Source organism: Neorhizobium tomejilense (assembly GCF_964254135.1).
Classification (GTDB): Bacteria; Pseudomonadota; Alphaproteobacteria; order Rhizobiales; family Rhizobiaceae; genus Neorhizobium; species Neorhizobium tomejilense.
The window spans coordinates 2,131,553-2,155,394 of sequence record NZ_CAXUSO020000001.1 but is presented as its reverse complement, the minus strand read 5'-3'; the positions used below and the strand labels follow the sequence as shown (position 1 = coordinate 2,155,394).

19 protein-coding genes are annotated in these 23,842 nt (G+C 62.2%); 11 read left to right on the top strand and 8 right to left on the bottom strand.

Features of this window, described 5'->3' with window-relative positions; genetic code table 11:
• Nucleotides 1-27: 27 nt before the first annotated feature.
• The 6 genes from ACSQ3G_RS11005 to ACSQ3G_RS10980 all read right to left on the bottom strand — a co-directional run bounded on the left by ACSQ3G_RS11005 (nucleotide 28) and on the right by ACSQ3G_RS10980 (nucleotide 6,055).
• Nucleotides 28-441, bottom strand: coding sequence for a Rieske (2Fe-2S) protein (locus ACSQ3G_RS11005; protein ID WP_105424228.1), 414 nt, complete (start codon nucleotides 439-441; stop codon nucleotides 28-30).
• Nucleotides 442-443: 2 nt separating this feature from the next.
• Nucleotides 444-1,550, bottom strand: coding sequence for an amidohydrolase family protein (locus ACSQ3G_RS11000; protein ID WP_436110053.1), 1,107 nt, complete (start codon nucleotides 1,548-1,550; stop codon nucleotides 444-446).
• Nucleotides 1,547-2,671, bottom strand: coding sequence for an amidohydrolase family protein (locus tag ACSQ3G_RS10995; protein ID WP_436110052.1), 1,125 nt, complete (start codon nucleotides 2,669-2,671; stop codon nucleotides 1,547-1,549). Before ACSQ3G_RS10995 ends, ACSQ3G_RS11000 begins: the two co-directional genes overlap by 4 nt.
• Nucleotides 2,672-2,687: 16 nt before the next feature.
• The gene (locus tag ACSQ3G_RS10990; RefSeq protein ID WP_436110051.1) at nucleotides 2,688-3,827 is read right to left on the bottom strand and encodes an amidohydrolase family protein; all 1,140 of its coding nucleotides are present in this window, start codon (nucleotides 3,825-3,827) and stop codon (nucleotides 2,688-2,690) included.
• Between the two features lie 3 nt (nucleotides 3,828-3,830).
• Nucleotides 3,831-4,910, bottom strand: coding sequence for an amidohydrolase family protein (locus tag ACSQ3G_RS10985; protein WP_436110050.1), 1,080 nt, complete (start codon nucleotides 4,908-4,910; stop codon nucleotides 3,831-3,833).
• Nucleotides 4,911-5,149: 239 nt separating this feature from the next.
• Entirely contained in the window at nucleotides 5,150-6,055 is a 906-nt protein-coding gene (locus ACSQ3G_RS10980; RefSeq protein ID WP_046633401.1) for a LysR family transcriptional regulator, read from the bottom strand.
• Nucleotides 6,056-6,570: 515 nt separating this feature from the next.
• Between ACSQ3G_RS10980 and ACSQ3G_RS10975 the strand changes: the two genes are divergently transcribed.
• The 6 genes from ACSQ3G_RS10975 to tnpA all read left to right on the top strand — a co-directional run bounded on the left by ACSQ3G_RS10975 (nucleotide 6,571) and on the right by tnpA (nucleotide 14,074).
• Complete coding sequence (locus ACSQ3G_RS10975) at nucleotides 6,571-7,650, top strand: ABC transporter substrate-binding protein (protein ID WP_436110049.1); 1,080 nt, start codon at nucleotides 6,571-6,573, stop codon at nucleotides 7,648-7,650.
• Between the two features lie 74 nt (nucleotides 7,651-7,724).
• On the top strand, nucleotides 7,725-9,491 hold the full coding sequence (locus tag ACSQ3G_RS10970; protein ID WP_436110048.1) for an ABC transporter permease: 1,767 nt from the start codon (nucleotides 7,725-7,727) through the stop codon (nucleotides 9,489-9,491).
• An 87-nt stretch (nucleotides 9,492-9,578) separates the two neighbouring features.
• A complete protein-coding gene (locus tag ACSQ3G_RS10965) occupies nucleotides 9,579-10,673 on the top strand; it encodes an ABC transporter ATP-binding protein (RefSeq protein WP_436110047.1) in 1,095 nt (364 codons plus the stop codon).
• Between the two features lie 159 nt (nucleotides 10,674-10,832).
• Nucleotides 10,833-11,648, top strand: a complete 816-nt coding sequence (locus tag ACSQ3G_RS10960; RefSeq protein ID WP_105415526.1) for a GntR family transcriptional regulator — start codon at nucleotides 10,833-10,835, stop codon at nucleotides 11,646-11,648.
• A gap of 417 nt (nucleotides 11,649-12,065) precedes the next feature.
• Nucleotides 12,066-13,472 carry a vanillate/3-O-methylgallate O-demethylase gene (gene ligM, locus ACSQ3G_RS10955; RefSeq protein ID WP_038543673.1) on the top strand — a complete coding sequence of 469 codons (1,407 nt, stop codon included), beginning with the start codon at nucleotides 12,066-12,068 and terminating at the stop codon, nucleotides 13,470-13,472.
• Nucleotides 13,473-13,639: 167 nt separating this feature from the next.
• Nucleotides 13,640-14,074 (top strand): IS200/IS605 family transposase, encoded by a 435-nt coding sequence (tnpA, locus tag ACSQ3G_RS10950; RefSeq protein ID WP_436109907.1) that lies wholly within the window; start codon nucleotides 13,640-13,642, stop codon nucleotides 14,072-14,074.
• Nucleotides 14,075-14,180: 106 nt separating this feature from the next.
• Here tnpA and ACSQ3G_RS10945 read toward each other — a convergent pair whose 3' ends face one another.
• Nucleotides 14,181-15,569, bottom strand: coding sequence for an FAD-binding oxidoreductase (locus ACSQ3G_RS10945; RefSeq protein WP_436110046.1), 1,389 nt, complete (start codon nucleotides 15,567-15,569; stop codon nucleotides 14,181-14,183).
• Nucleotides 15,570-16,282: 713 nt separating this feature from the next.
• On the opposite strand from ACSQ3G_RS10945, the gene ACSQ3G_RS10940 reads away from it, so the two are divergent.
• From ACSQ3G_RS10940 to ACSQ3G_RS10925, 4 genes are all read left to right on the top strand, one after another.
• Nucleotides 16,283-17,302: a TRAP transporter substrate-binding protein gene (locus ACSQ3G_RS10940; protein WP_046625833.1), complete on the top strand. Its 1,020-nt coding sequence runs from the start codon at nucleotides 16,283-16,285 to the stop codon at nucleotides 17,300-17,302.
• Nucleotides 17,303-17,376: 74 nt separating this feature from the next.
• On the top strand, nucleotides 17,377-17,877 hold the full coding sequence (locus ACSQ3G_RS10935; protein WP_436110045.1) for a TRAP transporter small permease: 501 nt from the start codon (nucleotides 17,377-17,379) through the stop codon (nucleotides 17,875-17,877).
• On the top strand, nucleotides 17,874-19,169 hold the full coding sequence (locus ACSQ3G_RS10930; protein WP_436110044.1) for a TRAP transporter large permease: 1,296 nt from the start codon (nucleotides 17,874-17,876) through the stop codon (nucleotides 19,167-19,169). The genes ACSQ3G_RS10935 and ACSQ3G_RS10930 overlap by 4 nt, the downstream gene beginning before the upstream one ends.
• A 5-nt stretch (nucleotides 19,170-19,174) precedes the next feature.
• A complete protein-coding gene (locus ACSQ3G_RS10925) occupies nucleotides 19,175-19,633 on the top strand; it encodes a DUF3237 domain-containing protein (protein ID WP_105415538.1) in 459 nt (152 codons plus the stop codon).
• Nucleotides 19,634-19,707: 74 nt separating this feature from the next.
• Here ACSQ3G_RS10925 and mdlC read toward each other — a convergent pair whose 3' ends face one another.
• On the bottom strand, nucleotides 19,708-22,791 hold the full coding sequence (gene mdlC / locus ACSQ3G_RS10920; protein ID WP_436110043.1) for a benzoylformate decarboxylase: 3,084 nt from the start codon (nucleotides 22,789-22,791) through the stop codon (nucleotides 19,708-19,710).
• 137 nt (nucleotides 22,792-22,928) lie between these two features.
• Here mdlC and ACSQ3G_RS10915 point away from each other — a divergent pair, with 137 nt between their 5' ends.
• Nucleotides 22,929-23,828 carry a LysR family transcriptional regulator gene (locus ACSQ3G_RS10915; protein ID WP_436110042.1) on the top strand — a complete coding sequence of 300 codons (900 nt, stop codon included), beginning with the start codon at nucleotides 22,929-22,931 and terminating at the stop codon, nucleotides 23,826-23,828.
• Nucleotides 23,829-23,842: the final 14 nt, after the last annotated feature.

Genomic DNA, 23,842 nt, shown 5'->3' with positions numbered 1-23,842 from the left:
CCGAGATATTCGCTTGTGAAAAGGTTTTCAGATCTCGACGATCACGTAGTCCTCGTCGATGGAGACCGGAAAGGTTTCGGCCTGGTAGGGACCTTCGCTAAGCGCCCCGCCCTTGGCGACGGACACGTCGAAGCTCTTGACGCGGGTGCGCGCCGGATCGCACCAGGACTTGCCGGTGCGGATGTCGAATTCCCAGCCGTGCCAGGGGCAGCGGACGAGTTCGCCATGGCGCGTCATGCGGTATTTGCCGGGCTCGTCCGACTCGGCGAGGCCTACGACCTGGCCGCGGCAGAGATCGGCGCCCTCGTGCGGGCAGCGATTGGCAATGGCGAAAAACTCGCCCTTGACGTTGAAGAGGGCGATGTCGCGGCCGGCGACCTTCACCAGCTTGGACTTGCCGACTTCGAGTTCATCGACCTTGGCGATTACGTGACGGGCCATGCTCAGTTCAATCCATAGAAGTTGATAGCGTTTCCGGCGAAGATCGCCGCTTTTTCGGCCGCCGACAGCGGCACCTTGAAGGCGTAGCGGGGATCGTCGAAATCCCAGTGCGGATAATCGGTCGAGAACATCAGCCGGTCGGTGCCGATCCAATTCAGCGTGTCCGTGAGGTTCTTGGCGGGGTTCGGCTCTTCCATCGGCTGGGTGGTGAACCAGATGTTGTTCTTCAGATATTCCGAGGGCGGCCGCTTCACATGCGGGACCTCGTCGCGCATCGCATCCCAGGCCTTGTCCATGCGCCAGCCGAAGGCAGGCACCCAGGAGAAGCCGCCTTCGACGAAGGAAATCTTCAGGTCCGGAAAATGCTCGAAGACGCCCTCGAAGATCAGGCTAGATATCACCGACTGCATGGTCTGCACCTGGCTGTGGTGCTCCTCGATGTAATAGGAAGGCCAGCCGGCGCCGGTCGCCTGATGCCCGCCGACGCCGCCGACATGCAGGGAGATCGGCAGACGGTGACTGACCGCCGCTTCGAAGATCGGCCAGTGGCGGCGTTTTCCGAGCGGCTCGATCGAGCGCGGCGGCAGCAGGACCTGCACGAAGCGCTTATCGGAGGCGCGGCGGTTGATCTCGGCGACGGCGCTTTGCGGGTCCTCCTGGGTGGCGATGATCGAGCCGCGCAGGCGCGGTTCCGGCTCCAGGAATTTGCCGACCTGCCAGTCGTTGATGGCGGTGGCGATGGCGGTGGCGAAATCCGGATGGCGCTGGCCGCTGGCGTTGAAGCGCAGCGGCACGAGCACGCCGATATCGATGCCGAGCCCGTCGAGATGCTGCTCGCGCAGGAAGGGGAGGTCGGAACCCGGGGGACCACCTGCCGGCGGCCAGCTGTCTACGCGCGAGACTTCCGGTACCATGCGCGGATGGGACAGGGCTTCGGACAGTCCCTGGCGGGTATGGCCGCCATAAGTTGCCAGGTGATCCCGCCAGCGCTGCGATAGGTAGGGATGGATCTCCGCCGGCGTCTTCATCGACGGATGGATGTCGCAGTCGATCAGATTGTACTTGGTCTTTGCCTCGACCGGGCGTTCCAGCGTTTGGGTTTCGGTCATCGTGCGGCCTCCTTCTCAAAATCCGCAGCGATCCGCGGATAGGTGGCGAGCGGGTTGTCGATCAGGATTTTTTTCGCCAGCGTTTCGCCGAACCTGGCCGAGAGCGCATTGACGCCTTCGAACTGCGCATGCGGATAGTCGGTCGAAAACAGCAGAAGATCGTCGCAGTCGATGTGTTCGAGCGTACGGGCCAGCGCATCCGTTTCCAGCGGCGCTTCGACCGGCTGCATCGTGAAGCGGACATGCCGCTTGACGATGTCGCTCGGCTGTTCGGTGACCCAGGGCGTCTCGGCGCGCACGCCGCGCCAGGTCTTGTCGGCCCGCCAGAAGAACGACGGCAGCCAGGTGAAGCCGCTTTCGGCAAACACCACCTTGAGGTCCGGCACCTTGTGGAAGACGCCTTCGGCGATGAGGCTTAGGAGCTGGCTTTCGAAGATCGAGCCTTGAGCCACATAGGCCTCGACGAAGAAACTCGGCCAGCCGGTGGCGGTCGGCGCGTGACGGTTGCTGCCGCCGGCATGAATACAGAGCGGCAGCCTGTTGCTGGCGGCGGCCTCATAGATCGGCCAGTAACGGCGCCGCCCGAGCGGCTCGTCGTTCTGGGCAAGGATTATCACCTGCACGAAACGCGGGTCCGCCGCGCGTTTCTCGATCTCGGCGACCGCGAGGTCTGCGTTCTGGGCCGAGACGATGATCGAACCGCGCAGGCGCGGCTCCTTGTCGAGCCATTCCCGCGCCAACCACTCGTTGATGGCGCCACAGAGTGCTGCGGCCATGTCGTCGGAATGCATGATCATCGAGCCGTGCAGCACGTTGCAGATCGCCAGCCGCGTTCCGAACGGGTCGAGCGCCTGGGCGCGGACGGCCTCCAGCGTATCGCCGGCAAAGCCGGTTGCCGCCTTCCAGTCAGGACGGACATTGATCGGCGCTCGCGGCGGCGATGCGGTCATTGCCAGGCTCATCCGGTCGACGCCGCGCATGACAAAGGTCTCGCGCCAGTAGTCGTCGAGATAGGGCAGCAGCGTCGCGGTCGCCGGCGAGGCCGGATGCAGGTCGCAGTCGATGCCGCCGATGGTCGACAATCCAGGTTCGTTGCCCAGCGATCTCACCATTTCATTCATGTGAGTACTCCCATGTTCAGGGCAGGCGGTAGACGCGCTTTGCGTTGTCGCGAAAGATCTGAGCGCGCTCCGTCGGCGACAGCGGCACTTTGAAGGCGTAGCGCGGATCGTCGAAATCCCAATGCGGATAATCGGTCGAGAACATCAGCTTGTCGGTGCCGACCCAGCGCAGCGTGTCGAGCAGGTGGCGGTTGTTTTCCGGCTCCTCGATCGGCTGGGTGGTGAACCAGACGTTCTCGCGGATATATTCGGACGGCGGCCGTTTCACATGCGGCACCTCGGAACGCATCCGTTCCCACTGCTTGTCGAGCCGCCACATCAGCGGTGCCGCCCAGGCGAAGCCGCCTTCGACGACGATCAGCTTCAGCTTGGGGAACCGTTCGAAGACGCCCTCGAAGACCATGCTGGTAACGACGCTCTGCAGGCTGTGCGAAAAGGCGTAGTGCTCCTCGATATAGAAATTCAGCCAGCCGGCGCCGCTATTCGCATGTTGGCCATAGGCTGCCGAATGCATGCCGATCGGCATGTCGTAATGTTCGGCAGCCTCGTAGATCGGCCAGTAGCGGCGACGTCCCGCCGGCTCGATGGTACGCGGCGGAATGGCGATCTGGGCGAAACTCCGGTCGCCGATACGCGCCTCGATTTCGGCAAGCGCCGCCGGCACGTCTTCCTGGGTGACGGAGATCGAGGCTTTCAGGCGCGGGTCCGGGCCTGTCCATTTGTCGAGCTGCCAGTCGTTGACGGCAGCGCACATCGCAGCGCCGAGCTCCTGGTTCAGCGTCGAGGAACCGGCCGCCAAGGGTTGCAGGATGCCGTATTCGATGCCGAGCGGGTCGAGCAACTGCTCCTGCAGATAGGCAAGGTCGGAGGCCGGCGGTCCGCCGTTCGGCGGCCAGGCGTCGCGGCGCATGCCGTTGCCGGGCGTCATGCGCGGGTAAGGCAGGGTGCCGACCACCGGATTGGCACTGCGCTGGCCATAGTCGGCCAGATGGTCGCGCCAGCGGACGGGCAGGAATTTCGCGAGTTCGGCGGGCGAACCGAAGGCGGGGTGGATGTCGCAATCGACGATCCCGAGCTTGGTTTCGGCCCCCTTGTCTTTTTCCAGAGTGGGGTCCTTTTCCAGAGTGGTGTCCTTGTCCAGAACGGCCTGGTTCATGGCTTAGTCCTCCAGTCGCGAATAGGTGGCGAGCGCGTTCTCCCGAACCAGCCGGTCGATCAGCCGTTCCGGAAAACCGGGGGGAATCGCAGCCTCGCCTTCGAATTGCGCATGCGGATAGTCGGTCGAGAACAGCAGCATGTCGTCGCAATCGAGATGCTCGATGATGCGTTCCAGCTCGGCCGGGTCGCGCGGCGCATCGAAGGGCTGGGTGGTCATGCGGATCTGGCGGCGCACGAGGGCCGACGGCGGTTCCTTGACCCAGGGAATCTCGATGCGGGCGCCGCGCCAGTCCTTGCTCATCCGCCACATCTGGCCGGGCAACCAGGAGACGCCGGACTCGATCAGCACGATCTTCATGTCGGGGAACTTGCCGAGCACGCCTTCGGAAACGAAACTGCCGACCTGGGCTGCAAAACCCTGGACCTGATGGGCGTAATCCTCGGCGAGATAGGAGAGGAAACCACTCTGGCTCGGCGCGTGGCGGTAGGCGCTGCCGGCATGCACGCCGAGCGCAAAACCATGGCGCTGGGCGGCCTCGTAGACCGGCCAGTAGATGCGGCGGCCGAGCGGCATCTCGCCCATGCAGAGCGTCAGCACCTGCACGAAACGCTTGTCATCGGCGAAGCGCTCGATCTCCTCGACAGCGGCTTCCGGGTTCTGCATCGGCAGGACGAGGGAGGCGCGCAGGCGCGGGTCGCGATCCAGCCATTCCGTCTTCAGCCAGTCGTTGGTGGCGCGGCAGACGGCGGTGGCGAGATAGGGGTCGTAGATCGCATGCACGGCGGTGACGCAGTTGAGGATCGCGTATTTGAGACCGTAGGGATCGAGCAGGTTTTTCCGCAGCTTTTCAACGCCCTTGCCCTCCGTCGCCTTCCAGTCCTCCCGGAAGAACGGCTTGGTGCGGGTCGGGAAATTGGTGAGCTCGAGACGGTCGACATCGCGCGTCGTGACGATCTCGCGCCAGTAATCGTCGAAATAGGGAAGAAGATCCTCTCGCCCCGGCGCGTCCGGATGAACGTCACAATCGATCGCGCCCAATTGCGAAAGCACAGGGCGCTGCTGGGTCACAGCAGTATCCACCGCTTAAAGCCTCCCTTGTCTGTCGGTCCGGCCGCTCGTTTCGCGGCGGACCTGAACCTCACTCCCGGGCGGCGCGTCGACAGGCGACGGCCAACCTCGCATCAGCGATGCGTTTCCTCGATTTGGGAGGGTAAGCGGCACGGGGAGCCAAGAGAATATGCTTTTTCATCGTAGCGGCTTTCTCGATTCGAGAAAGCCAATCGGCTTTCAGTTTTTCTCCTGGAGCAAAGGCGTGGCGCTCAAGCTGCTCGATCACCCGGAACGAGAGCCGCGTGCATATGAATGCGCAGCCATTCCATCAGCGCCCGCACGGTCGGTTTGCGCGCCTGGGTCTGGGGGATGAGCGCCTTCAGCCAGAGTTCCGCCACGGGATAGTCCGGCAGGAGCTCGATCAGCTTGCCGGTCCGGATCGATTCTTCCGCCACGTAATTCGCCACCATGGCGACGCCACGGCCTCGCAGCGCCAGGTCGTGCAGGATCTGGGTATCGTTGGCGCTGAAGGAGGAGCGCACCTCGACATCGATCGGTCCGCCGGGGCTGCGGAAGGACCAGGTCGAACCCGTCGCGTGGAACGTCAGGCAGATGTGATTGACCAGATCGCGCGGGTGTTTCGGCAGGCCGCGGTTTTCGAGATAGTCCGGAGCTGCGCAGAGTTTTCGCGGATAGGGGCAGAGCGGTTCGTCGACGACGTTGGAATAGGAGGCGGGCAGGGCGCCGAGCGCGATGTCGTACCCTTCTTCCGCCGGATTGACGGAGCGGTCGACCAGCGCAAGATCCATGGTGACGTTCGGGTTCTCCTGCTGGAAGTCGCTCAGGATGCGGGCGAGGAAGGCGATCGTCACCGTCGTCGGCGCCTTTATCCTCAAATGTCCCTCGATCCGCTGGGCGACGGCCGCCGCTCCGCTGATCGCATCGTCGATCTCCTTGACCAGGGATTGGTAGCGGGGCAGGTAGCGCTCACCGATCTCCGTCAGGATGATCTGGCGGGTCGAGCGGACGAAGAGTTTCACCCGCATCTGGTCTTCCAGCCGGCTGATGCGTTTGGTCACGACCGAGGGTGCGACGCCGAGATGACGGCCCGCCGCCGAAAAGCTGCCGGACCGGGCAACCGCCAGAAACGTGCGGATATTGATAAGCGTATCCAATGTCTTAGGTCTCCCATGCCGCCTTGTCGGGCAGCCCTCCGCATAAACGGTAACACACTTCATCTTTCTATTTTCGAGAAAAGTGAATGTAAAAAAATGGTGCTTTTCCCCTGCACGGGAAAAGGTCAATCTAACAGAAGAGGGAATTCCGGTGCCGGGTGGGCATCGCCGCGACCGGCAGGGAGAGCCGGCGCAGATCGGAGTTCAGATAAAGGGAGTTTGCAGTTGGCCAAGGCCAATCCTGTCCGAACCGAAGGCTTGAATGCTCCGCATCATGCGGTGCTTATCAGGGACCTTGTCAATTGCAGGATGCGCGCCAGATCGTTTCTGGAACGCCGCTGAGCGGTCGGGATTGAGCCGGGGTTTTGGGCCTGGTTGCAGCTGTTCGGGAAAACGCCACCGCTTGCGGTGAAAAGGGAGATCGCGGCCGGTGGCCGCAGAAATTTTGAGCGTCGAGTGCCGGGATCGGGTCCCGGGCGCGATGCCCGATCGTCGGTTCCAGGGAGGAGAGACACGTGACGACAAACACATCCATGACTTCGATCATTCAGAAGGCTTCGGCCATTCAAAAATGGTCGCGCCGGTTTTTCATGGCGGCTGCGGGCAGCCTTGCCATCTCGGCGGCGGCCGGCCTGCCTGCCTTCGCGCAGGACGCCGAGTGGCAGAAGGTGATCGACGCGGGCAAGAAGGAGGGCTCGCTCGTCCTCTATACCGCGCTTGTCGGCCAGCCGAGCACCAAGCAGATCGCCGAGGCCTTCACCAAGCAATACGGGATTTCCGTCGAAGTGCTGGAAGCGCGCGCCTCCGAGATTCGCGAGCGCGTCCGGGTCGAGCAGGCCGCGGGCCGCTTTGCCGCCGACGTGATGTTCACCAGCGAAGGGCAGACCATGCTCTACGACAAGGAGGACAAGTCCGTCGATCCGCTGCCGGCGACCCCGAATTCGCAAAAGATCGGCGACAAGTTCAAGCTCAAGGTGCCGATGGCCTCGGTCATGACCATTCCCTACGGGATCATGATCAATACAGGCCTCGTGAAACCAGCCGACGAGCCGAAGAGCTGGAAAGACGTTGCCGATCCCAAGTGGCAGGGCAAGATCCTGTCCGACGATCCGCGCGCGATCGGTGCCGGATACCTCTGGTTCTTCTCGACCTATGACAAGATCGGCGAAGACTATGTGAAGAAGGTCGCGAGCCAGAAGCTCGTCTTCACCCGCGACCAGCGCGAGTCGCAGCGCCGCACCGCACGTGGCGAATATTCGATCTACATGCCGGTCATCATGACCGATTTCTCGGATTTGAAGGGGCTGCCGGTCAAGTTCATCATTCCGGAGGAGGGCGTTCCTTACGTTCTTTACGGCACCGTCATGCTCAAGAAGGCTCCGCACCCGAACGCCGCCAAGCTCTATCTCGATTTCATGCAGGGCCCGGTCGTGCAGAAAATCTATGCGAGCCTCGGCTACGGTCCAGTCCTTCCCGGCATGACCGAAGGCCTGCCGGCGGACGTCAAGGCGATTTCCGAAGCCAAGCTTTACGGCACCACGGACACGACCCGCCAGAACGAGATGCTGGCCAAGTCCAAGGACATCTTCAAGTAAGCCTCCCAGGCCGCTGCCGGTCCGATGTTCGGGCCGGCGGTGCCGTTTTTCATACCCGGAGCCGCGAGGATCCCATGACGATTATCCACAATCGCCCCCTAGACGACATCGCCGAAACTGCGCCGACGATTGCCGGCAATGCTTTCACGCGCGCCTTTTCGGGCGGATCGCTGTGGCGTCTGATCGGCATGCTGGTGCTGATCCTGATCCTCGGCTTCCTGACGATCTATCCGCTCGCCATGCTGCTTTATGGCAGCCTGCATTCCACACCGCCCGGCATGGCCGGCGAGTTCAATCTGAACGGCTATCGTTCGATCATGACCACCCAGAACCTCATCGTTCTGGCCAACACGATCGGCATATCGCTTGCGAAAACCATACCGTCGCTGACGATCGCGGTGTTTCTCGCTTGGATCGTCGCGCGCACCGACACGCCCTTCCGGGGCACGCTGGAAGTGCTGATCACGCTGCCGTTCTTCATTCCTCCGATCCTGACCGCCATGGCCTGGGGCATGCTCGCCAACCCGCAGGTGGGCGTCATCAACATGGTCTGGCGCTGGCTGACCGGTGGTACCGATCCGCTCGTCAACATCTATTCCTATGGCGGCGTCATCTGGCACATGTGCCAATATTCGATCCCGTTCCTCTTCCTGTTCATGGTCGACGCCTTCCGGGCGATGGATCCGTCGCTCGAGGAATCGAGCCGCATGTGCGGCGCCTCGCGCTGGACGACTTTTCGCAAGATCACCCTGCTCCTGATGCTGCCGGTGCTGACGAGCTCCTTCATGCTGAGCTTCATCAAGGGCATCGAGACCTTCGAGTCGGCGCTGTTCTTCGGTCTGCCCGCAGGCATCAAGGTGATCACCACCGACATCTACGAGTCGATCAACCACCGCGCGACGCCCGACTACCAGTACGCGACGTCGCTTTCCTTCGCGATCATGGGGCTGATGTTCCTGCTCGTCATCTGGCAGTGGTGGATGCTGCGCGGCAAGAGTTTCCAGACCGTCACCGGCAAGGGGTTTCGCCCGAGCGTCATGGAACTCGGCCCCTGGCGCTGGGTGACCTTCGCCTTCTGCGTGCTGTTCTTCTTCGTCACGGTGGTGTTGCCGATCGGGCAGCTGATGCTCGGCTCGTTCTTCCGTTTCTTCGGCTTCTACACCTATGACATGCTGACCCTGGAGCATTACAGATCCGTCTTCGCCAACAGCGAATTCTGGCGGGCGGTCCGCAATACGATGATGCTCGGCCTGCTCGGCGCCACCGCGACCATGGCGCTCGGCGCGATCGTTGCCTACATCTCGGTGCGCACCCGCTGGCGCGGCCGCAACCTGATCGACGGCATGGCCTGGCTTCCCTGGATGATGCCGGGCATGGTTCTCGGCGTCGGTTTCCTCTGGGCGTTCGCGATGCTGCCGGGGCCGATCCCGATCTACGGCACCGTCTGGGCGCTGCTGCTTGCCTATATCGCGCTCGGCACCCCGGTTTCCGTGCGGGTGATGACCGGCGCCTATCACCAGCTTTCCTATGACCTGGAGGAATGCTCGCGCGTTCACGGCGCAAGCTGGTTCCAGACCATGTGGCGGATCATGGTGGCGCTTGCCTGGCCGGCCTTCGCCGTCGGCTGGGTGCTGACCTTCTTCGGCATCATGCGCGAGCTGTCGGCGTCGATCCTTCTCTATTCGGTCGGATCGGAAACGCTGGCGGTCGTGCTGATGAAACTCTGGGCTAACGGCAATGCCGAGCAGGTGAGCGTCATCGGCCTGATGATGATGCTTCTGGTCATCGTATTCCGCTGGGTCCAGCTCAGCTTCATCAAGGCCCGCATCAGCAAGCTTTAGGCTTCAGGCCCGGCGGCTGCGGCCGCCGGCCGATTTTTGGTTGTCGTTTAAGCGGATCCTGGCATCCGCTCCGAAAGGAAGAGAAATATGGCTTCGGTGACGCTCGAAAACGTGAGCCGCATGTATGGCGCGATAACTGCCGTGGACAACGTGAACCTGAAGATCAAGAGCGGCGAATTCGTCACGCTGCTCGGGCCGTCGGGCTGCGGCAAGACGACGACGCTGCGCATGGTGGCGGGTCTCGAGAAGAATACCGGTGGCCGCATCGCGATCGGCGACAATGTCGTGTCGGATTCGGAGAAGGGCTATTTCGTGCCCTCCGAACGCCGCCGCCTCGGCATGGTCTTCCAGTCCTATGCGATCTGGCCGCATATGACGGTGTTCGACAACGTCGCCTATCCGTTGCGCATCCGCCGTCGGCCGGAGAAGGAAATCAACGATCGCGTCATGAACGCACTGCGTCTCGTCGAGATGGAGCAATATGCCGAGCGTCCGTCGCCGGCGCTCTCCGGCGGCCAGCAGCAACGCGTGGCGATCGCCCGTGCGCTCGTGTTCGAGCCGGAAGTGCTGCTGCTCGACGAGCCGCTTTCCAACCTCGACGCGCGCCTGCGCACCCAGATGGGCGACGATTTCCGCGCCCTGCAGCAGCGCCTGAAGATCACCGCGCTTTACGTCACCCACGACCAGGCGGAAGCCATGGCGCTGTCCGACCGCGTCGTCGTCATGCATGGCGGCAAGATTCTGCAGGTCGGCGCGCCGGAGGAAATCTACCGCCGGCCGGAAAACCGCCAGGTCGCCGCCTTCTTCGGAACGCCGAACCTGCTGAACGCGACGGTCAAGGACTGCCGCCCGAATGGCGGGCAATATTACAAGCTCTCGGTCGAAGGCCAGGGCTGGTCCGGCGACTGTCATGCGGCAACCGAAATGCCGAAGGGTGCGGATGTTACGGTGATGGTTCGGCCGGAAAACCTGCATGTCCGCGACGCGGGCCAGGTGAACGGTGATCTTTCGTGGTCAGGCGAGGTTTCGCAAGCGATCTTCCGCGGCTCGCACCGCTCGATCATGGTGAAAACCCCGGCGCAGACGCTGCATGTCGAGGCCTCGTCGCTTTCCAATGTCGATATAGGCCGTCCGGTCACGGTCGCCGCACCCGTGGAGGCTGCCTGGGCGGTGCGGAACTGATTGTTCTGGGCTCCCCGGGCCATCCGGCTCGGGTTCGGGCCACAGATATGGAAAACTTGCGTTTTGTCGCAGATATTCAATATTGAAGCGATGTTCCGGGCCGCCCTTCTCTGGCCCGGCGCAATCAGCATTTCGATATGGCGCAGGTGAGGCCCAAGCATGACCACAGGCACCCGAACTCAGAATCCTCCCGGGCCTGAGAAGCAGGAGACCCGCCAGCAGCACGTGATCGACAAGCTGAGGACCTGGGCGAGCGACGGCACGATCGATCCCCGCAAGAAACTCTCCGAATCCGGGCTTGCCGAGGCGCTTGGAGTGTCGCGTACGCCGATCCGGCACGCGTTGGCCGTGCTCGTCGAAGAAGGCGTGCTGCAGCGGGTCGGCGCCCGCGGCTATCGTGTCCGAGCCTACAAGGTTGCCGACGTGATCGAGGCGATCGAACTGCGCTCGATGATCGAAGGTTATGCCGCCAAGAAGATCGCCAGCGAAGGCCCGTCGCCGACGCTCTTGGCCGAACTCAAGGATTGCCTGCGGGAAGGTGACGATATCTTCGAGAACGGCGGCATCGACGATCCGGTCAACGAGGAACGTTATGCAGCGATGAACCTGCGTTTCCACACGTTGATCATCGAGGCCGGCGGGGGAAACCTGCTGCACCAGCTCACCAGCCTGTTCGACCGCGTGCCCTTCGGCGCACCGGATTCGATCCGCTTCGACAACATCACCCGCAAGGAGCGGGCGCAGCATCTTCACTACGCCCACTGGCAGCACCATCACATGGTATCGGCGCTGATCGCCCGCGACGGCGCCCGCGCCGAAAGCCTCTTCCGCGAGCATGGGGAAGGGGTGAAGATCAGCCTCGGCATCAGCAAGGGGCTTTTCGCGATCGACGGCTCGCGCATCCTGCCGATCTTCGACCTCGACAGCCCGGCCGGTCATATCAATGGCCCGATGCAGGACGAAAACGAAGACTAGGGGCGTTGGCAGGTGCTAGGGCGAGATCCATTTTGGGATCCCAAAACGCCAATTTTGTTCGCGGATAGCGGCAATCCGGATCCCGTTGGTTTTTCTGCACTGCATCAATTATCACCATATATTATGCAAACAGCGCAATTCTAATGGGCCGTTGTGGCACTTTTGGTGGCGATGCCAAAATCTGGTATTGTATCCCAAAAATGATTGCTCTATGAATTGCTTCGACCGGGAGGAGGCCTCGATTTCCGCCGAGCCGTCGAGGCGAGGTTCGAGAACCGGGCTGTTGGGAGGAGATGGCGGGAGGAGACCGCTGACCCTCAATTGCATGAGACATCTTGAGACGATGCATATCGTATCCCGAACCGGCTTTGCCGGCGGGGCGGCGTGCAGGAGAGCAACCGAGGGAAGGTTAAGAAAATGCCGAAGAATCTGACCCAGATCCTGAAAGAAAAGGGCAATACTGTCGAGATGCTGCGCAATTCGCGCATCGGCATGTATATCTATCCGGTCGTCGCACCGGAGTTTTCGAACTGGCGCACCGAGCAGATGGCCTGGCGCCATTCGGCGGTCCTGTTCGACCAGTCCCACCACATGGACGAACTGATCGTCGAAGGCCCGGACGCGTCCAGGTTCCTGGAAAGCCTGGCGATCAACAGCTTTGCCAATTTCGGCGTCGACCGCGCCAAGCATTACGTTCCGGTAACACCTGCTGGACACGTCATCGGCGACATGATCATCTTCCGCGAGCGTGACGACAAGTTCGTGCTCGTCGGCCGCGCGCCGACCGCCAACTGGCTGCGCTACAACGCTTCGCTGGGCAAGCATGACGTCAAGCTCACCCACGACCCGCGTTCGCCTTCGCGCCCGGACGGCAAGGAAGTCAATCGCGTTCACTACCGCTTCCAGATCCAGGGTCCGGACGCTCCGAAGATCTTTGAAAAGATGAATGGCGGCCCGATCCCCGACATCAAGTTCTTCCATGTCGACTGGATCAATATCGGCTCCAAGAAGGTCCAGGCCCTGCGCCACGGCATGGCCGGCGCTCCCGGGCTCGAAGTCTGGGGACCTTATGCCGAAAAGGACGAAGTCCGCGAGATCATCGTCAAGGCCGCCAAGGATGCCGGCGTCGATCTCTACCTCGTCGGTGCGCGCGCCTATTCCACCAACACGCTGGAATCCGGCTGGATTCCGTCGCCGCTGCCGGGCATCTACACCGGCGCAGAACTGCAGGGTTATCGCGACTGGCTGACGGAAGACAGCTATGAGGCGACCGGCTCGATCGGCGGCAGCCTCGTCTCCGACAATATCGAAGACTATTACGTCAATCCCTACGAGCTCGGTTACGGCATCTACATCAAGTTCGACCACGACTTCGTCGGCCGCGAGGCGCTGGAAAAGATGAAGGGTCAGCCGCAGCGCAAGAAGGTCACCTTCGAGTGGAACGCGGAAGACGTGATGAAGGTCATCGCCTCGAACTTCGTGCCCGGCGGCGAAGCCTACAAATGGATCGACCTGCCGCAGCCCAACTATGCGTCTTCGAGCGCCGACAGGATCATGCATGGCGACAAGGTCGTCGGCATGTCGATGTTCAACGGCTACAGCTACAACGAACGCTGCATGCTGTCGCTCGGCGTCGTCGACGCGGATGTCCAGGAAGGCGACGTCCTGACGCTGATCTGGGGCGAACCGAATGGCGGAACCGGCAAGACCTCGATCGAAAAGGGCCACAAGCAGGCCGAAATCCGCGTCCGCGTCTCGCCAACCCCCTATGCCGCCGAAGCCCGCGAAAACTATGCCGAAAGCTGGCGCACCAAGAAGGTCTGATTGTCCTCCCAGGATGTTGCATGAGAACGGCGCTTTCGGGCGCCGTTTTTCGTTGTAAGCAAGATAAACCTCCACCTTCGGTGGAGGACTGGACGAGTTCTACATAGTGATTGAGAGACCTCCGTGCTTGGACCGCTAGGCTGGCCGAGACACAGAACGGAGGTTCTATGGAAGAACGATCGCAATCACACGCGACATGGGACTGCAAATACCATGTGGTCTTCGCGAGTAAGTACCGAACGAAACGACTTTACGGGGACTTGCGCCGTGAGTTGGGTGACCTTTTGCACAGGCTTGCTCAGCAGAAGGAATGCCGGATCGAGGAAGGGCACCTGATGCCCGACCATGTACATATGCTGATATCGATCCCGCCGAAATATTCGGTCTCGCACATCGTCGGCTTCTTGAAGGGCAAGACGGCTCTTTACGTTGCCAACAAGTATGCCCGCAAGCGGCGCTACAAAGGCTATCACTTTTGGGCGCGAGGGTACTTCGTCTCGACCACTGGCTATGATGAGCAGGTCGTCAGACGGTATATCCGTAACCAGGAAAAGGTCGACAAAGCTTCCGACTTTGCCGACCTCTTTAACCGTAGCTACTAACCTATAGCAAAACCACTTCTAGTGGTTCAAGCGCAGCGTTTCAAACCTCCACCTCTGGTGGAGGTCATGACTTTTGGGGCGACGGGAGGGACAGTTGCCCCTGTTTTTAGCCTGCATCCCCCATCTTGCCCGGGTTCATGATCCCCAGGGGATCGAGTGCTGCCTTGATCTTCTTCATCACGTCCACCGCCTTGCCGTGTTCGCGGCGCATGAATTTGAGCTTGGCGATGCCGATGCCGTGTTCGCCGCTGGCCGTGCCGCCGACGGCGAGCGCCCGTTCGACGACGCGGTCGGCCATCTCGTCGGCTTCCTTAAGATGCTCCGGATTGTTCGGATCGATCAGGTAGGCGGTGTGGAAATTGCCGTCGCCGACATGGCCGATGATCTGGCCCGTCAGCGCGGAGGCGTCGATGTCGGCGCGCGCTGCGACGATGCTCTCTGCCAGCCTGGAGATCGGCACGCAGATATCGCCGGTATAGAGATCGAAGCCCGGAATGATCGCCTTGGTCGCCCAGAAAAGGTCGTGGCGGGCCTGCCAGAGTTTTGCCCGCTCGTCGGCATCGGCCGTCCAGCGGAAGGAGATCGCATTGTGGCCCCTGGTGATCTCTTCGACGAGCTTCGCTTGTTCCTCGACCCAGGCGGACGTGCCGTGGAATTCGAAAAACAGCGTCGGGGCGACCGGCATGTCCAGCTTGGAATAGTTATTGACGCTGGCGATCGCCACTTCGTCCAGAAACTCCACGCGAGCGACCGGAATGCCATATTGCACTGCCTCGATCACCGCTTCGACGGCATTGGCGACAGTCGGGAAAGGACAGAAGGCAACCGACACGGCTTCCGGAATGGGATGCAGGCGGACGGTGAGTTCGGTAATCACGCCGAGCGTGCCTTCGGAGCCGACGAAGAGATGCGTCAGGTCGTAGCCCGACGAGGATTTTCTGGCCCGCGAGCCGGTCTGGATCGCCTCGCCGTCTGGTGTCACCACCCGGAGAGCCAGCACGTTTTCGCGCATCGTGCCGTAGCGGACCGAAGTGGTGCCGCTGCCGCGCGTCGACGCCATGCCGCCGATCGAGGCGTCGGCACCCGGATCGACAGAGAACATTAGGCCGGTTTCGCGCAGGTCCACGTTGAGCTGCTTGCGGGTGACGCCGGGCTGGACAACGGCCAGCAGGTCCTCGGGCCGGATTTCGAGGATCCTGTTCATCTCGCGGGTATCGAGCGAGATGCCGCCGCGGATCGGGATCGTATGGCCTTCCATCGAGGACCCCGCACCGAAGGGCACGACCGGTACGCCATGCGCAGCACAGGCAGAAACGATCGCCCGGACCTCTTCTTCGGTGCGCGGAAAGGCGACGGCATCGGGCAGGTGAGGGGTGAGCCGCGACGTGTCATGGCTATGATGCTCCCGGACGGAAGCCGAGGTCACCAGCCTGTCGCCGAGAATGCCTTTGAGTTTCGCAATCGTCTGACCGACCGGCGTGACGAGATCATCCATTTTTTCTTCCTCCCTGATGCCGCAATGATGACTTGAATAATCGTGCCCCTCGATCCGGTACGGATCCAAAGCAACCAGGGCCGAAAATCCTGGCGCGTCCCGGCGTTTCCGCGAACGGTTTTGGACGCCGATACCGTATCCCAACCGATCGGCCGGCAGCTTCTACCGGCCGAACATTCCCTCCTTCAGATCAGGGTCTCCCAGCCCCGCCTTGTTACCCCATTCTTCCTGCCGTGTATGCATGAAGTGCTGTCGCGACATTCTAGACGGTTTGAACCGCGGTTGAAGTGCCTATCGGAAAAATCTCAGGAGCCCTGACTTTTTGTATCCCAAAGCGAAATGGAAGCTTGTCGTTTCAGCCTGGATGTGTTGAAATTCGAACGTTCGGGTAGGCGATGTCGGGAGGACGGCGTCACCTTGGGAGACCGGGCATGGGAGGAAATCGATGTATACACAGATGGCCGGGACAGTTGCATCTGCCACAGACATGGCAGGTTCGGTTTCGGCTGCCGAGATGACGAGGGGCCGCGCCGCTGCCGACCTTTCGCCGGCCGTTTTTATGGGCGCCGCAATTGCGGCTCGTCACGGAATTTCCAACGACTTTGTCGATCCAGCCGGGGCTTGAACTTTCCTGGTGGGTTGACCGCGATATTCGCTGGCCGGAGCGGGGAGGGAGCCCCGCCGGTCTCTGATCTCAAAGGGAGGAGAAACACATGAAACTGAAGGCATTGCTCGCTTCGGCCTGCCTCGCGGCGCTGACTGCACCCGCTCACGCCGCCGATGTGGAACTGACGTTGTCGCACTGGGTACCCGCCACCCATGCGCTGCAGCCGGGCGGGATGGAGCCTTGGGCGAAATCGATCAAGGAAGCGTCCGGCGGGCGCATCAACATCACCATATACCCCGCCTCTCAGCTCGGCGCCGCACCCGATCATTACGACATGGCGCGCGACGGTATCGTCGATATCGGCTTCATCAATCCGGGTTATCAGCCGGGGCGTTTCCCGATCATCGCGGCGGGCGAAATTCCCTTCCTGATCGCCAATGCCAAGGGCGGGTCGCGGGCGCTCGACGAATGGTATGGGCAGTACGCCCAGAAGGAAATGAAGGACGTCTACGTCTGCATGGTGCATCTGCATGACCCGGGAACGTTGCACGGCGTCAAGGGACCGATCCAGGTTCCTGCCGACCTGAAGGGCAAGAACATCCGCCCGGCGCACGCGACCATGGCCCGCATGGTGAGCTCGCTCGGCGCCGCATCGGTGCAGGTGCCGGCGGGCGAAATGCGCGAACTGATCTCCAAGGGAGGTGCCGACATGACCGCCTCGCCCTGGAACTCGATCTATACGTTCGGTCTGCAGGACGTGACCAAGCATCATCTCGACCTGCCGTTCTATGCCACGACCTTTGCCTTCGTGATGAACAAGGCCAAGATCGACGGGCTTTCCGCCGCCGACCGCAAGGTGATCGATGATCACTGCACGCCCGAATGGGCCGAGAAGATGGCCAGCAAATGGGCCGATGCGGAAGCGGCCGGGCGCCAGAAGATGATCGATGCGGGCGGCCACACCCTCTACAAGCCGACCCCGGACGAGGTGGGCCTCTGGAAAAAGGCGACAGGTTCGCTGCAGGGCGAATGGGAGACTGCAGCCACCAAAGCCGGCATAGACGCGAAGGCAGCCTGGGCGAGCCTGCAGGAGACGCTCAAGAAATACGGCGCCGACGTGAAATAGCGCGTGCGGGACCATTCGCAGGCGGGTGCTGTCGCGGCGCCCGCCCTTTTTCATCCGTTCATCGAGTGCTGTCCATGAACCGCTATCTGGAACGCTTCAGCGACGTGGTCGATCTTGTGGCAGGCATCCTGCTGGGGCTGTGTACCATCCTGATCGTCGCTTCCACCGTTGGCCGCTATGTCCTGGCCTGGCCGATCCCCGACTCCTTCGATATTTCGCGCTATCTGATCGGCGCCTGCATCATGTGGGGCCTGGCGTCGCTCGGTTATCGCGGCGGGCACATCGCGGTCGACCTGCTCTACGAGCCGATGGGGACCCGGGGGCGCCGCGTTCTCAATTTCATCGCCTGGGCGCTGCTCCTCGTCTTCACGGCCATGCTCGCCTACATGATGTTCTTCCGCCTCGCCAGCGCCTATCGGAGCAATGAAGCGACGTTCGATCTGCGCATCCCGGTCTGGCCATTGATCGGACTGATCTGGCTCGGCTGCGCATCGGCCGTCGTCACCACCGCGATCTCGCCTTTCGTTCGGCGCGAACCTGAAGGTATCGATCCGCTTGAGGGCCATGGCGTATGAATACCGCTGATCTCGTCGCTGTCGGCGGCTTTGTCGCCATGTTCGTGCTCATGGGCCTGCGCGTTCCGCTCGGCGTTTCGATGGGGCTGGTCGGCATATTCGGCTTTGCCGCCATGCGCGGCATGTCGCCGGCGCTCAACCTGCTGACGACATCGCCGATCCGCGTCATTACCGACTTCAACCTGACGCTCGTGCCGTTCTTCATCCTGATGGGGGCCTTTGCCACCAATTCCGGCATGTCGCGGGAACTGTTCAGGACGGGCAATGCCTGGCTCGGACAGTTCCGGGGAGGGCTCGCCCTCTCCACGATCGGCGCCTGCGCCGGATTTGCGGCGATCTGCGGCAGTTCGATTGCGACCGCCGCGACAATGACCCGGATCGCGCTGCCCGAGATGCGCAAGGCGAAATACGCCGATGCCACCTCGACCGGCGTTATCGCCGCGGGCGGCACGCTTGGCATTCTGATCCCGCCTTCGGTGATCATGGTCGTCTACGCCTTTCTGACGGAGACGGATGTCGCGCAGCTGCTGATGGCCGGCATAATCCCCGGCATCATGGCGACCTTCATGTACATGGCGACCGTGCTGATCGCCCATGGCAAGCGGTTGCCGCCTGGAAAGCCGTTCGAACTAAGGGAAGCTCTCGCATCGCTTCGGGACGTCTGGGCCGTCATGCTTCTTTTCATTTCCGTCATCGGGGTCATCTATCTCGGCATCGCCACCGCAACGGAAGCGGCGGCGGTCGGGGCCCTGATGACCATGGTCATCGGCTTGTTGCGCGGCCGGCTAAACTACCGGTCCATCATGGCGAGCCTCGTGGAGTCGCTCCGGACGTCGGTTTCGCTGTTCAGCGTGCTGATCGGCGCCATCCTGTTCGGCTATTTCCTGGCGATCACCCAGTCGCCGCAGAAGCTGACAGCACTGCTGGTCGGAATGGATCTCGGGCCCTATGGGACGCTGACGCTGATCCTGGTCATTTTCCTCATTGCCGGGGCTTTGATGGACGAGATGGCGATGATCATCCTGCTCGTGCCGATCGTGTTCCCGGTCATCAGCCATCTCGGCTTCGACCCCGTCTGGTTCGGCATCATCATCGTCGTCGCCTGCCAGCTCGGCATGATCATGCCGCCCGTCGGCATCAATGTCTTCGTCATCAACTCGATTGCCAAGGACGTGAAGATCACCACGATCTACGGCGGCGTCATGCCGTTCATTCTCAACGATATCATCCGGCTTTTCCTGCTGGTGGCGTTCCCTGTGATTTCGCTCTGGCTGCCGCAAACGATGAGATAACGCACATGATGGCACCAAGCCTCAGACAGCTTTGCGAAATCCGCGCCGAACTCGGCACGCCGATCGAGAAGGGCGGCGGCCCGGGCGGCCGCTGGCGGATCATCCCGATCATCGGCGGCGTGGTCGAAGGGGAGCGCCTTTCCGGGCGTGTCCTCAATCTCGGCGCGGACTGGCAGAGCGTCTACGATGCCGGTTACGCGGAACTCGACACCCGTTACGTGATCGAGACCCATGACGGGGCGATGATCGACATCCGCAATTTCGGTTTCCGGCACGGGCCGCCGGACGTGCTGGCAAGGCTGGCGGCGGGCGAGACGGTCGATCCGGCGCTCTATTATATGCGCACGAGCCCGCGCCTGCAGACCGGTGATCCGAGATACACCTGGCTCAACCACACCATGTTCATCGGCACCGGCGAGCGTTTGGCAAATGCCGTCAGGATCGGCGTTTTCGAAGTGCTCTGATCCACCAGACATTTCGAAACAAGAAGGCCGCCGGATCATGAACCCGGCGGCCTTTCTGTTTGGACTCTATGGTCTCAGGCCATGTGGATCGTCTTGACCTCGAAGTAGTTTTCGAGGCCTTCGGGACCACCCTCGCGGCCGATGCCGGACTGCTTGAACCCGCCGAACGGGTGGTGGATGTCGACGATCATGCCGTTGACCGTCACGCTGCCGGTCCGCATGCGGCGGGCAAAGGCATAACCACGCTCCGGATCGGAGCTGAAGACCGCGCCGGACAGGCCGTATGTCGTGTCATTGGCGATCTTTGCCGCTTCGTCATCGTCCTTGTAGCTGATGATGGAGACGACCGGGCCGAAGATTTCTTCCTGAGCGATCTTCATGTCCATCGTCACGTCGGTGAAGACGGTCGGTTCGATGAAGTAACCGCGGTCGAGGCCCTTCGGGCGCCCGCCGCCGCAGGCAACCGTCGCACCGCCTGCACGGCCGGCAGCAATGTAACCTTCGACGCGGGCAAGCTGGCGGGCCATGGTGAGCGGCCCCATCTGGGTGGTCGGATCGGCCGGGTCGCCGACCTTGATGTTCTTCACCGCGCCGACATAGAGGTCGATGAATTCCTGTTTGCGGGATTCCGGCACCAGGATGCGGGTCAGCGAGAAGCAGACCTGGCCGGTGATCGGCATGGAATAGACCATCAGCGCCGGCAGGGCCTTGGTGAAGTCGGCGTCGTCGAGAAGCACGGCGGCGGACTTGCCGCCGAGTTCGAGGCTGACGCGTGCGAGGCGGTCGGCGCAGGCGGCGGCGATGGTCTTGCCGGCAATGGTCGAGCCGGTGAACGACACCTTGTCGATGCCCGTGTGGCGGACGAGGTAGTCGCCGCCTTCGCGGCCGGCCGGAACGAGGTTGAAAACGCCTTTGGGCAGCCCGGCCTTTTCGATGCATTCGGCCAGAAGATAGGCGTCCAGCGGGGTTTCCGGCGAGGGCTTGGCGACAATCGTGCAGCCGGCGGCAAGCGCTGCCGAGACCTTGTAGTTCAGCAGTACCATCGGCGCATTCCACGGGGTGATCGCGGCGCAGACGCCAACCGGCTCGCGCACGACACGGACTTCGCCGCCATCGGCGCGCTTGCGCTGATCGACGAACTCGTCGTTCTCGATCAGGCCTGCATAATAGTTGTAGAGGCCGGGGTTCTGGCCGACGAGCTTCTTGGTCAGGAAGATCGGCGCACCGACCTGGGTGGTCCAGGCATTGGCGATCTCGTCGAGGCGGGCGGTCAGTAGGTCGGCGACCTTGCGCAGGTAACCGGCGCGTTCCTTGAATGTCATGCGCGGCCAGGGGCCATTGTCGAAGGCGTCGCGGGCGGCGGCAACGGCCTTGTCGATATCGGCGTTGCTGGCTTCGGGATAGCTCATCAGCACTTCTTCGGTCACTGGCGAGATGACGTCGAGCTTGTTGGTGCCGAGCGGGGCAACCCATTCACCGCCGATGAAGAACTTTTCGGGGGTTTTCAGGACCTGTTCGTTTCTGACCGCGACATTCATTTCAGTCTCCTCCTCGGATAGAATGATTTCCAAAAGCCGCGGCCCCTTCATCTTGAGAAGGTCCCGCAGGCATGACGACAGTTCGTCGCCCTTTTCGCAGCGAACGGCCTTGCAGCCCTGCGCCTCGGCGATTTGCACGAAATCCATGTGGCCGATATCGACGCCGTCGATGCCGCCGGAGCCGCTCCGCTCGGCAATCGCCTTCAGCACCTTGTAGCCGCCGTTGTTGAGGATGACGATCATCAGATCGGCATCGTATTCGACGGCAGACCAGATCGACTGGATGGAATAGAGGCTCGATCCGTCGCCGATGACGGCGATGACCGGCTGTTCCGGCCTGGTCAGGGCGGCGCCGACCGAGCCGGGCAGGGCATACCCGAGCCCGCCGCTGGCTGTCGCGAAAAAGCCGCCGGGCCGTTCGATGGGCAAGAAGTCGTGCAGCGCGTCACGGCCGCTTGGGGCTTCCTCGAAGACGATGCTATCAGGCGAGCGGACGTCGGCGAGCGTCTGGTAGAAGAATTCCTGGGTGATGCCCTTCGGCGTTTTCAGGCGCGGAATTGTCCTAGCCGGGCCGCCGGTACGCGGCGCACGGCAGCGCAGGCGGTAGACGAGGCTTTCGGTGGCAGCGCGCAGGTTGGAGACCATGGCGTTGCCGACGATGGCGCTCGCCGCCTGAGCTGGATCGTCGGTGATCAGCCAGAGTTCGGCGCCCGCCGGGATATCCGGGCCGGAGCCGGCGAAATGGTAGGTGAAGGCCGGCGCGCCGAGCACCAGAACGAGGTCTGCGCCATGCAGGCAGTTCGCGAGCTTCGGCTGGAAGGCCGGCAGGAAACCGGCAAACAGCGGATGGCGTTCCGGAAAACTGCAGCGGGACGAAAGCGGGCTCACCCAGACTTTTGCCTGCAGGATTTCCGCCAGCCGCACCGTGGCATCCCAGGCGTTGTCGAGGTCGACACCGGGGCCAACGACCAGCACCGGCTCGCGGGCGTCGTTCAGCCGGTGGGCGAGATCGTCGATTGCCGAGGCGGGGGCGCTGATCACCGTTTCCACGTCGCGGATGGCGATCGGGGCCGCCTGCACCTGCCAGTCGCTCAACGGAACCGACACCATGACCGGGCCGCGTGGCGCCTGCATCGCCATATAGTAGGCGCGGGCGATCGCTGCCGGCACGTCTTCGGCGCGGGCCGGTTCGCAGGCCCATTTCACATAGGGCTTCGGAAACTCGGTCGGGCTTTCGGCGAACAGGAACGGGTCGTGGGGCAGCAGTTCGCGGCTCTGCTGGCCGGTGGTGATGATCAGCGGCGCGCGGTTTCGGTAGGCCGTGTAGATATTGCCGAGCGCGTGGCCGAGGCCGGCGGCCGAATGCAGGTTGACGAAGGCCGGCTTGCGGGTCGTCTGCGCATAGGCGTCTGCCATGGCGACGACGATCGATTCCTGCAGGCCGAGCACATAGGAAAAATCGTCCGGCACGTTGACGAACATCGGCAGTTCGGTCGAGCCCGGATTGCCGAAGATGCGGTCGATGCCCTTCTGCCTCAGAAAGTCGAAAACCGCTTCGCTTACCGTCTGTCCACGCAGCTTCGTGCTGCCGGACAGGAAATCCAGCGACATCTTGTTCATAGCTTCGAGGCCTCCTCCCGGCCTTCAGGGTTCCCACCCTGAGCGCATATCTTGTCGTGGGAAGTGTCGCAGATAGCGCCCTCTCTTGGAATTGAAGAATTTCCAATAATCCATTACATCAAGGCATGACTTTGGATGTGCGATCGGCCCAAATCGTTCTGGAATGCGCGCGGCGCGGCAGCCTCGGCGCGGCGGCGACCGCTTTGAACATGACGCAGCCCGCGATCACCCGCATGCTGAAGCGGCTGGAGGACAGCTACGGCGTTCCCCTCTTCGAGCGCACCACTCGCGGTGTGGTGCCGACGGTGTTCGGCGATGCGCTGCTTCCCTATGCCAAGCTGGTCGTTTCCGAGATCGGCAACGCGAGCGACGTGATCCAGCAAATGCGGGGTGCCAGCCGCGGTGTGGTTCGGATCGGCGGGGTCGCCAGCGTCGTCGGCGGCTTCATCATCGCCGTGATCGGCGAGATGCGCAAACAGCATCCGGAAGTGCAGTACCAGGTCATCGAGGATCTGGAGGACCGGGTGCTGGAAGGGCTGAAGGGCGGAACGATCGATATCGCGATTTCGCCGGAGCCCTATCTGGACGACGATATCATCATGGCGACGCCTGATATCATGCACGACACGGTGTCGGTTTTTGCAAGGTCCGATCATCCGATCATCAGCCGAGAGCATGTAGCGCTTGCCGAGGCGGCGGGCTTCGACTGGGCCATGCCTCCACCAGGCACACCGACCGTCAGGGAGTGGCAGCGGCGGTTCCATGACAATGCGCTGGAGCCGAACGCGCCGTCGATCGTCTCCCGCTCGGTGCCGGTTCTGAAAGCCGCTGTTCTCTCGGAAGCGATGTTCTGCTGGATGCCGCTGCCCCTGGTGCGCGAGGAGGTGGAACGGGGCGACATGGCACGCGTCAACGTGCCCGAGCTCGACTGGCAGCGGACGTTCCGCGTCTACCGCCGCAAGAAGGGCCTGATGACGCCGCCGACGGTCAATCTGCTGCAATGCATCCGCCGCATCAGCGAGACCTGGTCGATGTAAAGGGCAGGGCGGTT

Bases quoted from the DNA above. Each gene is read 5' to 3' on its own strand.
- ACSQ3G_RS11005 (WP_105424228.1), bottom strand. From the start codon at position 441: ATGGCCCGTCACGTAATCGCCAAGGTCGATGAACTCGAAGTCGGCAAG.
- ACSQ3G_RS11000 (WP_436110053.1), bottom strand. From the start codon at position 1,550: ATGACCGAAACCCAAACGCTGGAACGCCCGGTCGAGGCAAAGACCAAG.
- ACSQ3G_RS10995 (WP_436110052.1), bottom strand. From the start codon at position 2,671: ATGAATGAAATGGTGAGATCGCTGGGCAACGAACCTGGATTGTCGACC.
- ACSQ3G_RS10990 (WP_436110051.1), bottom strand. From the start codon at position 3,827: ATGAACCAGGCCGTTCTGGACAAGGACACCACTCTGGAAAAGGACCCC.
- ACSQ3G_RS10970 (WP_436110048.1), top strand. From the start codon at position 7,725: ATGACGATTATCCACAATCGCCCCCTAGACGACATCGCCGAAACTGCG.
- ACSQ3G_RS10965 (WP_436110047.1), top strand. From the start codon at position 9,579: ATGGCTTCGGTGACGCTCGAAAACGTGAGCCGCATGTATGGCGCGATA.
- ACSQ3G_RS10960 (WP_105415526.1), top strand. From the start codon at position 10,833: ATGACCACAGGCACCCGAACTCAGAATCCTCCCGGGCCTGAGAAGCAG.
- ligM (WP_038543673.1), top strand. From the start codon at position 12,066: ATGCCGAAGAATCTGACCCAGATCCTGAAAGAAAAGGGCAATACTGTC.
- tnpA (WP_436109907.1), top strand. From the start codon at position 13,640: ATGGAAGAACGATCGCAATCACACGCGACATGGGACTGCAAATACCAT.
- ACSQ3G_RS10945 (WP_436110046.1), bottom strand. From the start codon at position 15,569: ATGGATGATCTCGTCACGCCGGTCGGTCAGACGATTGCGAAACTCAAA.
- ACSQ3G_RS10940 (WP_046625833.1), top strand. From the start codon at position 16,283: ATGAAACTGAAGGCATTGCTCGCTTCGGCCTGCCTCGCGGCGCTGACT.
- ACSQ3G_RS10935 (WP_436110045.1), top strand. From the start codon at position 17,377: ATGAACCGCTATCTGGAACGCTTCAGCGACGTGGTCGATCTTGTGGCA.
- ACSQ3G_RS10930 (WP_436110044.1), top strand. From the start codon at position 17,874: ATGAATACCGCTGATCTCGTCGCTGTCGGCGGCTTTGTCGCCATGTTC.
- ACSQ3G_RS10925 (WP_105415538.1), top strand. From the start codon at position 19,175: ATGATGGCACCAAGCCTCAGACAGCTTTGCGAAATCCGCGCCGAACTC.
- mdlC (WP_436110043.1), bottom strand. From the start codon at position 22,791: ATGAACAAGATGTCGCTGGATTTCCTGTCCGGCAGCACGAAGCTGCGT.